The sequence below is a fragment of the Methylomagnum sp. genome, assembly GCF_054333355.1.
In genome coordinates this window covers 1-11,540 of the sequence record NZ_JBTEKS010000114.1, presented here as the reverse complement: position 1 = coordinate 11,540, position 11,540 = coordinate 1, and the positions used below count along the sequence as shown (strand labels likewise).

Genomic DNA, 11,540 nt, shown 5'->3' with positions numbered 1-11,540 from the left:
ATTTCAAGATCACCCACGAATGGGACGAGGCGGCGGTGGATGTGGGCGGCGGGCTGTCCGAGGAGCGCGATTACCATTCGGCCTTCGCCAGCCTGGGCGGGCGGATGGATTTCAACCAGAAGCTCACCACGCTGAATCTGGGGCTGAGCTACACCAACAGCGACATCACCGCCCGGCTCGATCCCAACGCCAGCCCTTACTACGATTACTCCAATTACCGCCGCCAGATCGACGTCACGCCGGGTCCGAATGGCACCGATTCCCGCCTCCTGAATGGCACCCGGCAGGATTGGGCCACCCGCTTCGGGCTGACCCAAGTGCTGACCAAGAATTCGCTGCTGGAAAGCGGCGTCGGCTACACCCGCAGCACGGGCTATTTGGCGAATCCCTACAAGGTGGTGGATTTCATCTTCGTGGACCCGAACCAGACCCCGGTGGATATGGGTATTCCCGGCGTGCCCGCCCTGTTGACGCCGGAAGTGCAGGCGGTCTTGGAGAAACGGCCCGACGTGCGCAATCAAGTCACTTGGGACGCCCGCTACGTGCATTACATCGACGGCCTGGACGCGGCGGTTCACCTGGGCTACCGCTTCTACCACGACGACTGGGACATCAACGCCCACACCTTCGACGCGGATTGGGTGCAACCCTTGGGCGGCGGCTGGACCATCACCCCCCGCTTCCGCTATTACTCCCAGGGCGCGGCGGATTTCTACCAATCCTATTTCCTGTTCAAGCAGGCGCAACCCAAGCTCGGTGTCGGCCAAATTGATTTAAGCAAGGTGCCGCTGGACGCTTATTCCAGCGATTATCGCTTGTCCGGCTTCGGTGCCCTGAGTGGCGGCGTGACCGTCAGCAAGAAGCTGGGCAAGGCCGTCACCCTGGAAGGCAGCTTCGAGTATTACACCCATGCCGGTGGACTCAAGCTGGGCGGGGGCGGGGAAGGGAAGTACGCCGACTTCGATTACTACCAATTCAATGCCGGGTTGAAGGTCGATCTATCCGCGCCGTTCCAGTCGGGCGGCGACGATCCCCACGCCCATCACCACCATGCCGGGCATTCGGGCGGACCCGCCCCGGCGGGCATTATGTTCGGCCACATGCTGGACAAGGCCGGGGATGTGATGGTCGGCTACCGCTATATGTACAGCCTGCAAAGCCGGAGCATGCTGCACGGGCCGAATAACGCCGCCGATCCGGCCATCATCGCCCGTGGCTGCGGCGCCGGGAAATGCAGCTACGCGCTCAGCGAGATGTCGATGCAGATGCACATGCTCGACCTCATGTACGCGCCCACCGACTGGCTGAACCTGATGCTGATGCCGCAGTTCATGGACATGGACATGAAATTTCGGGTACCGACGGGCGCACCGCCGCCCACGGGCGTGAGCCACAGCCACGGTGGTGCGCTTGGCCATTCCACGGGCGGGGTGGGCGACATCGGCCTGTATGCCTTGTTCAAGCTGCTCGACGCGCCCGGCCATCACGCCCACGCCACCTTGGGCTTCATGGCGCCGTCCGGCGACGCGGGCTTGAAGATGCCCACCAGCCAGACCTTCTACGACTACGGGATGCAGCTTGGCAGCGGCACCTGGGATTTTAGGCCCAGCCTGACCTATACCGGCCACGCGGACGACTGGTCCTGGGGCGCTCAGGTGAGCGGCGTCAAGCGGCTGGAAACCCATAACGCCTACGGTTACGCCTTGGGCGATATGTTCCAATCCACCGCCTGGGGCGGCTATAACGTCTTGGATTGGCTGTCCGCCTCCGTGCGCGGCGTCTACACGGCTCAAGGCAAGGTCGACGGCCAGTACAAGGCTTCGGCCAGCTACTCGGGGACCATGGATTTCCCGGCCAATTACGGCGGGCATTATTGGGACGTGGGCTTTGGCCTGAACGCCACCGTGGCGGAGGGCGCTTTCCAGGGCAACCAGTTGGGCGTCGAGTGGTTGCAGCCGGTGCTGGATGATGTTCATGGCTATCAGGTCGAGCGCAAAGGATCGCTGTATGCCACATGGAGCTTGATGTTCTGAGCGGACGCCCCAAGCTCTTCCGCTTCCCCTTCCAGGCGATGGGTTCGCCTTGCGAGCTTCAGCTTTACGCCACCAGTCATGCCGGGGCGCGGCGCGTTTCGAACCTTGTCATTGCCGACGTGCAGCGCTTGGAATCCCGCTATTCCCGCTACCGCCCCGATAGCTTCCTGTCCGCCATCAACCGCGTCGCCGCCACGGGTGGCCGCATCGCCGTGGATGATGAAACCGCGGGTCTCTTGAATTACGCCGCGACCTGCCACCAGCAGAGCGGCGGACTGTTCGACATCACCTCCGGCATTCTGCGCCGCGCTTGGCGCTTCGACCGGGGCGTGTTGCCCGACCCGGCGCAAATTCAAGCGCTATTGGCTAAAGTCGGCTGGCACCGGCTGCGTTGGTCGGCGTCGGTCTTGGAATTTCCCGAACCCGGCTTGGAGCTTGATTTTGGCGGGGTGGTGAAGGAATACGCCGCCGACCGGGTGGCGGGGCTGTGCCTGGAGGCGGGCGTGCGGCACGGCTTTGTCAATCTGGGCGGCGACATCCGCGTCATTGGTCCCCACCCGGACGGCGCACCGTGGCGGGTGGGCGTCCGCCATCCCCGCCAACCGGGCGAGCTTATCCAAACGGTTTCCTTATATTCCGGCGGTCTCGCCAGCAGCGGCGATTATGAGCGCTGCCTGGTGGTGGACGGGGTGCGTTACGGGCATGTGCTGAATCCCAAGACCGGCTGGCCGGTGCGGCGGTTGGCGGCGGTGACGGTGGCGGCGGAGTTCTGCGTGGTGGCGGGGAGTGCCTCGACCATCGCCATGCTCAAGGAAGACGCCGGGCCGGATTGGCTGGCGGCGTTGGGATTGCCGCATTTTTGGGTGGATGTGCGGGGGGACATGGGGGGACCATTGGCGGGCGGGGATAAATGATGGGGATATTATTAACAGGACTTACCCAAAACCATAGTTGCGTAAGTCCTACTTAAATTACCGTTTACGGGTCCGATAGAAATGAATATATCCAGGTTTCTCCATCGGTCCGATTCACCGTTTTACAAAAAACGTGGCTGGGCGCTCGCGCTGGTTATCGCAGCCATTAATCCAGCGCTGGCAAATGATAAAGCGGTGGATTCAAAGCCGTTATCACCAGCGGGTTTGGTTAAGGTTGAAGTGGCGCGTTCCGGCGAGATTAACTTGAGTTTGCGCGAGGCCACGCTTGGGGCCGCGTTGGATGGTTTGGCTGGTAAGCTCGGTGTTCCGATCCGGTATGGCGACGCGCCGGAACGGCGGGTAACATTGAATTGCCATGGGGAGTCTATCAAGCGGGTGCTGCGGTGTCTTTTGGGGGAGGGCGCTGATTTATTATTCCAATATTCCGGGAAGGAAGTTCAGGCCAAAGGGGAAGGTATTCTTGTTCGCATAACGGTGCTGGCTTCCACCTTTAAGGATGAGGCCGCCAAAGTCGCCCTGCCAGTATCGGAAAACCCCGTGGCCTTTTCCTCAAGCCAGCCGTCCCGGACACAGCCGCCTGAAAAGGTAATGGGCATGATTTCTTCGGCGATGGCGGAAGACCGGGCGTCTGGCCTGGAATTATTGGGCCGGATGGAGGGCGTTGATAAGGAGGCGCTGCGAGCGGCCTATCAGGCTGGGTTGCAAGACCAAGCGGGTGAAGTACGCGCCGCCGCGCTGGCGGGGATGGCGGTTTTGGATGGGGGTAATAGTTTGGGCCTGCTGTCCGGGGCCGTGAGCGATGAAGACCCGGCGGTGCGGCTTGCCGCGATTGATGGGATGGCGCTTAATTATCAGAGCCGTCCTTATCTTGAAAAGGCTTTGGCGGATTCTGATGAATCCGTGCGGGAGTTGGCCGGGCTGCGTCTGGGGCTTATTCAGTAACCACGAAAGCGTCGGGTTAATTATTGGCCTGCGTCCATTTGCAAAGGAAGAAATCATGAAAACCTATTCAGCCAAAATCATATCGGCCATGGTTGTCGCTTTAACGCTTAATACCCAAGCGTTTGCCGATACCTACGGGGGGTCTCTATTAAAAAGCGCGGGTTCAGTGGCGCGTTACGACATTACCTGCTTTGATGATGGCAATGGTGTCCCCTCCGAGATTTATCTTGATATTCAAGGCCGGACTAAAGCGGCGACTTTTCTAACAGGGGCGACGATTGAGAAAGATGGCGCATCTAAATCTGTGGTTGACAGAATCAATGGGGACAAAAAAGCCAGCCCCGTCATTCTTTTTGAGCAGGGTGCCGGGACTTATGCCCTCACCGTCACCAAGGTGAAGAAAAAGCCTAGTCAACCGGATGGCAAGCTAAAGGGAGTGATGGTTTTCAGCGGCACGGCCCATTGCCTCGCGGCTTCGGGAGCGCATACGGGGACCGATATTCAGCGGCGCTGATTTAGGGTGTTTTCGGCTTTATGTATAGGTCGGGCTAAAGCCCGACCTACAATTCACAGGGGGACGTATTGAGCGGGCCGACTTAAATGGCTTCTCAATAATTTGACGAAATAAAAATGGGAGCCGAGGCTTCCCTTTTTATTTGCCGTACTAAAGCGTTTTTAAAACGGGTGTATGGCGGCGACAAAGGCCGACTCGGTTTTCAAAACCGAGTCGGCCTACGTGTATGCTCTAATTCGGATTTAGCGGAGTATTTACCCTTCGCCCAGCCCGGGAAACCCAGGTTGTCGTCTATTTCCTTGGCGCTCGGCATGACGACCAAATCATAATCCCCATACACTTGGTCCTTGCAAGTTGCCGGATAAGGGTTGACCTTGGTGTTTCTTACCAGAAGGTTATAACCCATCCAGAAGTTTTCATGCACGCCGTGCCCATCCGCGAACTTGCTGGTGGGACCGCCGAACCACAGGTTTTGGTCGTGGGCGTGGTCGATGACCTTGGTGTTCCTGATTTTGCAGATGTCGGCACCCGCCGGACGCACCACCAACTTGCGGGCGCAACTGGTGGAGCTGAACACATAGGGGATCGTGGGGGTGGCGGTGTTGTTCACATAGGAAATCTGGGCCGCGCTGGCATAGGGCACGCCATAGTTCGCGCTGAAGGCCGCGATTTCGGCGTCCTTCATCTTTCTGCCCTTAGCGTAGAAGCCGGGGGCGCGTTTATGGGGCTGGAAGGTCTTGAAGTAAGCGGGATTGCCCTGGGCGGTGAAGTTCTTGGCGAGGCTGGCGACCTTCGATGCACAGGTGGCGTCCGTGGCGCTGGTCGCCACGCAGAGATGATCGGCCAGATTGGCGGCGGTGGCGGTGCCCGGCGCCCAATCGGCGTTGTTGTAGTTGGGCTTCTGGCTGGAATTGGGGATGGTGGCCACGGAGGGTTGCGTGCTGGAGCCGGTGCAATTGGCGCCTCCCACATCGCAGCCGGTGCTCATGGGGGCGGGATCGTTGGCGTTTTCGCCGGTGGGCCAGATCCAGGAGACGGCGTTGACCGCCGCCGAACCCGGTTCGTACTGGCCGGCTTCGTTGCTACAGCCGTGCCCAATCCTGACGCCATCTTCCAGGTAGCCCCTGGAAGGCGCTGAGGATGTGGTTGGGCTGGTGTTGTTGGTGACTTTGTTGGGATCAGCGGGATCGGTCACGGAGGCCGGCACGGCGTTGGTCAGGGTCAGGTTGGAGGTGCCACTCACCCAGCCCGGATGCGCGTGCGCGTTGGGGCCGGACAGGCATATAACGGTAAGCGCCGAGGTCGCGGCAATGTGTTTAAGCTTCATCGTGTCTCCGGTTGTAATTGGTTTTAAGAGCGCTGTGATCTGGGGGGCGTTAGCGACTTGCTTGGCTTAACAGACATATATCATGCCACGCACTTACATTGGCGCTTGCTTGGCGTTGGCCTTGGGCTTTGGGTTGTTTGCAAGCCGTTGAAATGCATGTGTTTAAAGGCTAAATCTGCGCCATTGAAGAAGGGTGGCGCCAGTCAGGGTTTCCCGGTGGTACTGGTCGTCATGGCGAAAATCGAGTGATTTCACATGAACCAAGTTTATATATGCGCGAAATAACGCATTTGTCATGACGGCTCAAAATCTGCGCCTCGCCTTGTTTGATTCCCCCCTCACTCCCCGCTTACAAGTGTAGGTTTTGCCTTTTGTCCCCTCTTCCCCTGGGAGAGGGGGTCAAAATCTGTGCTTTCTGAAAAACCTACACCTGTAGGCATCGCCCTCGCCCGATGGGCGAGGGAGAAAATCACATGGCGCGATTGCCCTGAGGCTGAATGTCGCTCAAACGGCGTGGTTCGTATTCAATGTTATAATCCAGGCACAGTTATAGAATTAGTTTCGGTATAACCTGATTAATATATTTATGGGGTATAAAATACATGAGTAATGTTGCTCTTTTGGTGATAGGGGTGATTTCTCTGATTTTCGGGGTGTTGATCATCGCGCTGCTCTACAAGCCGGTCATGCTGCATGTATCCAACCTCCTCGCGACGGCTTTTCAGAAAAAGGGGTGGCTGGAAAAAGCCTTGCCCATGCGGAAGAAAAACCTGGCGCTTCTTGAAAAGAAATACGGCAGGAATCATGTCAAGCTGGCCGAGACCCTGAGCGCCTTGGCGGATATTTATTATGACCAAGCCCAGTATGAAAAAGCCTTGGGCTTATATCAGCGGGTGCAGTCGATTCTTGACAAGAAGTATGGCGGCGACCACGCCAAAATGGCCGACGTTTTAGATAGCGTGGCCGGGTCACATCGGGCCTTGGGCCAACACCCGCTGGCCTTGCCGCTGTACGAGAAGTCCTTGAAGATCAAGGAGGCGGAGTTTGGCGCGGGCGATGCCAAAGTGGCTCTGGGGCTGGATAACCTAGCCAGCGTATTGCACGCCATGGGCCAATACGACAAAGCCCTGCCCCTGTATAAGCGGGCCTTGGATATTTCCCAGAAAACCTTGGGAAGAAAGCACGAGCAGAGCCAGGCTGTCGCGGAGCATTATGCGTTCTGCCTACAAAAAATGGATAAGTAGATAATCATCCTGAATTCCAAGCCTCCGACCGGGATATTCTGACGCCCGGTCGAGGCAATCCCGCCGTTTCCCCTTTCCTTAACGCCTTGAAAATACCCATGCAAAAAACGGCTATGCCATGGCGACAAATAGCGTTCAAATTCCATTTATATTTGGCCATGACGCTGGGGTTGTTGTTTGCGGCCATGGGTTTGACGGGGAGCATTGCCGTTTATGGCGATGCTGTGGATGAGCTATTGAACCCGAAGCTTGTCATTGACCAGCCCCAGGAGAAATACCAATCCCTGGACCGGATTATGGCGGCGGTGCGGGCGGCGCACCCGGAGCGGCGGGGACCGTGGATACTGGACATGCCCCGCACGCCCGAAAGTATGCTGACCGCTTGGTACGAACGGCCTGGGCTTAGCGAGAGCCTTCGTAATTCGCCGCTCATGGTGTCGGTGAATCCCTACACGGCGGACGTGGTGGCGAGCCGCGTGTGGGGCGAGACGGCGGTGACTTGGCTGCTGGACTTGCACACGCAGCTTCATTCCGGGCGGCTGGGCTGGAACGCCGTGGGCTGGCTGGGGCTGGCCTTGCTGCTGTCCACCCTGGCCGGGCTGTGTTTATGGTGGCCGGGCTTGGGCGGGTGGCGGCGGGCGCTCACGGTTCGTCACGACGGCGGCGCGAACCGGCTGGCGCTGGACCTGCATCGGCTGGTCGGCTTGGTCAGCGCGGGCGTGCTGCTGATCGTGGCGTTCACGGGCTTCAACCTGGTGTTCCCGAAGCCGTCGGAATTACTGGCGGGCGCGTCGGGCATGAGTCATGGCGATGACGGTCCCAATGTGCGCAGCTCCGCCATACCCAATGACCGGCCCGTCGGCTTGGACGAGGCGGTGTTGCTGGCGCGGGGACCGTTCCCTCATGCCGTAGTGCGGCGGGTGGTGACGCCGGATGGCGCGGACGGCACGTATCGGGTTTATCTGCGGCAGCGCTCTGAGGTGAATCAGCGCCATCCCATGACGACCGTATGGCTGGACCGCCACAGCGGTCAAATCCGCGAGGTGCGCAATCCCGCCCGCCTCTCGGCGGGGGAAACGGCGTTGACTTGGCTGTGGCCGCTGCACACCGGCGAGGCGTTCGGGCCGTGGGGGCGGTTCCTGTGGTGCCTGGCCGGATTGAGTCCCGCCTTGTTGTATGTGACCGGGATGCTGCGCTGGCTGGTGGCGCGGGGCTGGCTGCGGGATTTCAAGGTGGACTTATCCCCTGTTGGGCGCGCCTTTGAAAGAATGGGGGCGGTCACCGCAACATGGGGCGGGGCGGCCTGTCATCGGTCGCGTCCGGTCCTATTGGAAGCCAAGGATGTGCTTTTAGGCTGGTTTAAACGGGGGATGCGCTGGTTTCAAGGGAAGCCCGGCGAAACACGGGGATGGTGGTGACAACGGCGCAGAGGGCCGGAATGGTGGGCAAAAAAAAGGATGCGCCGATTTATGGGCATCCTTACTAACTGATGAGGTTTCTCACTCGATACACTTGTGCTCTGCGAAGCACCATGAAAGCGTTGCGAGTGGGTATATCCTACCTAAGCTAAATCATTGATCCAATATGGCATTTTGTCGCAGGGCAAGTGGGGGATTTGGCTGTTGCAATGTGCCGTTTGACGCGCCGCGGGGGGCGAGGGATGTAGGCCACACGATTTTCAAAACAAAGTCAGTTTTGAAAATCGTGAAAAAGTGGCAATCCTGTGTTCCGGTGGCAGGGCAATCGCGCTATCTCCCCCCTTGACAAGGGATGAGGTAGTGTATGGGCTTTTTATGTTGCCCGACCCCCGCCCCTACTTCGCCGATTTGGAAGACCCCCGCCGGGAAACCAGGAACAAGCTCCACAAATTGAGCGACATCCTCATGATCGTTTTCTGTGCGGCGCTTGCCGGAGCCGAGGACTGGGTCGGCATGGAGGATTTCGCCCTGGAGGAGGAGGCTTGGTTCCGGGGCTTCCTGGAACCGCCGAATGGCGTTCCCTCGCACGACACCCTGGGCAAGGTGTTCGGGCGGCTGAAGCCGGAGCCTTTCGCGGAGGCCTTCCTGCGCTGGGCGCAGGCCGCCTTGCCCAGCCTTTCGGGAGAGCAGGTCTGTCTGGATGGCAAAACCCTGTGGGGGAGCCGTTCGGAGGAGGGCGCCGTTCATTTGGTCAGCGCCTATGCCAACCAGGCCCGGATGGTGCTCGCCCAACAAGCCGCGGCGGATAAATCGAACGAGATCATGGCCATCCCGAGCCTGTTGTCGTTGTTGGACTTGCGGGGCGCCACGGTGACCATCGACGCGATGGGCTGCCAGAGGGCCATCGCCCGGCAGATCGTCGAGGCCGGGGGAGACTACGTGTTGGCCTTGAAGGACAACCATCCCACACTTTGCGCCGGGGTTGAACCCTGGCTGGACACGGAAAGCGGCCAGGGACGCCTGCCGCCGCACGAAACCATAGAAAGGGATCATGGCCGTGTGGAGGTCAGGCGGCACCACCTGAGCGACGGCATCGACTGGCTGGAACCCCGCGCCGAGTGGGCGGGCTTGCGGGCGGTGGGACGGGTGGAGTCCATCCGCATGCTCGGCGGCAGAACCACGACCGAGTGCCGGTACTTCCTGTGTTCCCATACCGGCTTGCTCCGCTTCGCCGGGGAGGTCCGGGGGCATTGGGGGATCGAGAACGGACAGCACTGGGTTTTGGATGTGCGGTTCGGCGAGGACGCCAACCGCGCCCGCAAGGATCATTCCGCGAAGAACCTGGCGCCGGCCCGCCGGATGGCGCTCAACCTCCTTCGCCACAACGATCCCACGTCCAGGCAAAGCCTACGCCGCCGCAAACGTCGCGCCCTCCTCAATAGGGACTGCCGCCATGGCCTCCTCTTTGGGGATCAACAGGTGCCGGCTTCATAGCGCGATTGCCCTGGCTCCCACCAGCACACCAACCTGACTTATGAGAAAGGCGGTTTCAGTGGCACGTTGAATCTTGATGCGCATGGTGCATGGTGCCGCCGCTGTTGCAGGTCCGCCTGCCGTGGCTACTGCCACTTTAGACATTCACCTCTAAGCGCTGGCTTAGCCGAAGGGGCGGCGATAAGCCGCCCCTTCGAGCTTGCGCTGCCGCGTCACGCATGAATCCATGAATCCATCGCGAAAAGGATTCCCAACATGTTCGCTCCAGCTAATAAGGCATCGTTGACGGGAGCATTGGCGCTGCTGGCGGTCACTGCCGCTCACGGCGCGGAGCTGACTCACAGCTTCGTCAATCCAAGCTTCGGGGGCAACCCGTTGAACGGCGGCTATCTGCTGTCCAACGCCGCCTCCCAGAACAATCACAAAGTGGATTCCAGCCTCTTCAAGTATGTGAGCCTCAGGGATTTGCTGGAGGCCGAGGCGGGCTTCAGCTCCAACGAGCCGCCGCAGATGGCGGTGTTGGAAGTCATTGAGCGGGGCGTTTACAGCATGATTTTGGAGGGCGCCATGGACGGTCTGTGGTCTTTCGAGAACCCGGCGCTGGGCCAGAGGCTGATTGAGGACTACAAGGACGAAAAAGAAGCCAAGGCCGTTCCCATCTATAACGCCGACGGGGAATTGGAAGGATTCAAAGAAGTCCGCCCTGTAAAACCGGCGCCTTCGGGTGAGGCCGTCAAAAATTGATGGCCGGGGGAACATCGTATGCCAGGCTGGGCCGTCACCATTATCGCGGGGCTCATGGCGCTGTCCGCTGGCGTGCTGGCCAGGGCCGACAACACGATCAATATAAGTGGTAGCGGCGGGGGCAGGATCAACATTAACGCTTCGTCCGCCAGCGGCAACAGCGTCATCGACATTTACCAAGTGGCGGCGGTGCCCGGAACTCAAAATCAGGCGGGCACCGACGCAAGCCCCATCGTTCAGTCCGGCAGCGGCCATGCCGCCCGGCTCGGCCAGGGCGCGACCTATGGCGGCGGTGTCTGGACTGGCGGCGCGGCGGTCGCGGGCAACACGGCCATCATCCACCAAGTCGGTGCCTCCGCCGACCAAGCCTCGATTTATCAGGCCACCAGCGGCAACGACGCCGCCATCAGCCAGTCGGCGTCCAGTCAGACGGCCACCATCACCCAAGACGGCAGCACGGGCAATCAGGCCATGCTCAGCCAGTCCGGCGCGGCCTCGCTCGCGGCCACCATCACCCAGAACGGTGCGGCGGCGAGTGTGCTAATCGCCACCCAGGCCGCATCCAGCGCATACATGCTCAGCGTGATGCAAAACGGCGCGGGCGGGCATTACGCGGCCATCGGCACCAGCGCCGGATACAGCGACGGCGCCACCCTGACCGTGAACCAATCCGGCGCGACGGTCGCCGGGGACTTCGACCATGACCGCGCAGCCGACCTCGTGCTGTTCCGCCCCGGCAACGGCGACTGGATGATGCGATTGTCGTCGCAGGATTTCGTCGCGGGTCCGGATCTGGGCTTTGGCCTGTCCACCGACAAGCCGGTGCCGGGAGATTACGACGGCGACGGGCGGATGGACATGGCGCTGTACCGGCCGTCGAACGGCACTT

Annotated in this window: 10 protein-coding genes; 9 read left to right on the top strand and 1 reads right to left on the bottom strand. The window is 60.2% G+C overall.

Annotated elements, in window-relative coordinates; all coding sequences use genetic code 11:
• The 4 genes from ACXWUF_RS10755 to ACXWUF_RS10740 all read left to right on the top strand — a co-directional run.
• The coding region (locus ACXWUF_RS10755; protein ID WP_458494677.1) for a DUF3570 domain-containing protein at positions 1 to 2,033 on the top strand (2,033 nt) is incomplete at its 5' end.
• Positions 2,015 to 2,947: an FAD:protein FMN transferase gene (locus tag ACXWUF_RS10750; protein WP_458494676.1), complete on the top strand. Its 933-nt coding sequence runs from the start codon at positions 2,015 to 2,017 to the stop codon at positions 2,945 to 2,947. The genes ACXWUF_RS10755 and ACXWUF_RS10750, both read left to right, overlap by 19 nt.
• A gap of 615 nt (positions 2,948 to 3,562) precedes the next feature.
• The gene (locus tag ACXWUF_RS10745; protein WP_458498748.1) at positions 3,563 to 3,910 is read left to right on the top strand and encodes a HEAT repeat domain-containing protein; all 348 of its coding nucleotides are present in this window, start codon (positions 3,563 to 3,565) and stop codon (positions 3,908 to 3,910) included.
• 55 nt (positions 3,911 to 3,965) lie between these two features.
• Complete coding sequence (locus tag ACXWUF_RS10740) at positions 3,966 to 4,424, top strand: hypothetical protein (RefSeq protein WP_458494674.1); 459 nt, start codon at positions 3,966 to 3,968, stop codon at positions 4,422 to 4,424.
• 202 nt (positions 4,425 to 4,626) lie between these two features.
• Here ACXWUF_RS10740 and ACXWUF_RS10735 read toward each other — a convergent pair whose 3' ends face one another.
• Positions 4,627 to 5,751 carry a hypothetical protein gene (locus ACXWUF_RS10735; protein ID WP_458494673.1) on the bottom strand — a complete coding sequence of 375 codons (1,125 nt, stop codon included), beginning with the start codon at positions 5,749 to 5,751 and terminating at the stop codon, positions 4,627 to 4,629.
• Between the two features lie 602 nt (positions 5,752 to 6,353).
• On the opposite strand from ACXWUF_RS10735, the gene ACXWUF_RS10730 reads away from it, so the two are divergent.
• The 5 genes from ACXWUF_RS10730 to ACXWUF_RS10710 all read left to right on the top strand — a co-directional run.
• Positions 6,354 to 6,995 carry a tetratricopeptide repeat protein gene (locus tag ACXWUF_RS10730; RefSeq protein WP_458498747.1) on the top strand — a complete coding sequence of 214 codons (642 nt, stop codon included), beginning with the start codon at positions 6,354 to 6,356 and terminating at the stop codon, positions 6,993 to 6,995.
• A gap of 98 nt (positions 6,996 to 7,093) precedes the next feature.
• Positions 7,094 to 8,413, top strand: coding sequence for a PepSY-associated TM helix domain-containing protein (locus ACXWUF_RS10725; RefSeq protein ID WP_458494671.1), 1,320 nt, complete (start codon positions 7,094 to 7,096; stop codon positions 8,411 to 8,413).
• Between the two features lie 375 nt (positions 8,414 to 8,788).
• Entirely contained in the window at positions 8,789 to 9,907 is a 1,119-nt protein-coding gene (locus ACXWUF_RS10720) for an ISAs1 family transposase (RefSeq protein WP_458494670.1), read from the top strand.
• Between the two features lie 255 nt (positions 9,908 to 10,162).
• Entirely contained in the window at positions 10,163 to 10,651 is a 489-nt protein-coding gene (locus ACXWUF_RS10715; RefSeq protein ID WP_458494669.1) for a curli assembly protein CsgF, read from the top strand.
• Between the two features lie 18 nt (positions 10,652 to 10,669).
• A partial coding sequence (locus tag ACXWUF_RS10710) for a hypothetical protein (RefSeq protein WP_458494668.1) occupies positions 10,670 to 11,540 on the top strand: 871 nt, incomplete at its 3' end.

Coding starts and splice junctions, on each gene's coding strand:
- ACXWUF_RS10740 (WP_458494674.1), top strand. CDS start 3,966: ATGAAAACCTATTCAGCCAAAATCATATCGGCCATGGTTGTCGCTTTA.
- ACXWUF_RS10730 (WP_458498747.1), top strand. CDS start 6,354: ATGAGTAATGTTGCTCTTTTGGTGATAGGGGTGATTTCTCTGATTTTC.
- ACXWUF_RS10750 (WP_458494676.1), top strand. CDS start 2,015: ATGGAGCTTGATGTTCTGAGCGGACGCCCCAAGCTCTTCCGCTTCCCC.
- ACXWUF_RS10745 (WP_458498748.1), top strand. CDS start 3,563: ATGATTTCTTCGGCGATGGCGGAAGACCGGGCGTCTGGCCTGGAATTA.
- ACXWUF_RS10720 (WP_458494670.1), top strand. CDS start 8,789: ATGTTGCCCGACCCCCGCCCCTACTTCGCCGATTTGGAAGACCCCCGC.
- ACXWUF_RS10715 (WP_458494669.1), top strand. CDS start 10,163: ATGTTCGCTCCAGCTAATAAGGCATCGTTGACGGGAGCATTGGCGCTG.
- ACXWUF_RS10735 (WP_458494673.1), bottom strand. CDS start 5,751: ATGAAGCTTAAACACATTGCCGCGACCTCGGCGCTTACCGTTATATGC.
- ACXWUF_RS10725 (WP_458494671.1), top strand. CDS start 7,094: ATGCAAAAAACGGCTATGCCATGGCGACAAATAGCGTTCAAATTCCAT.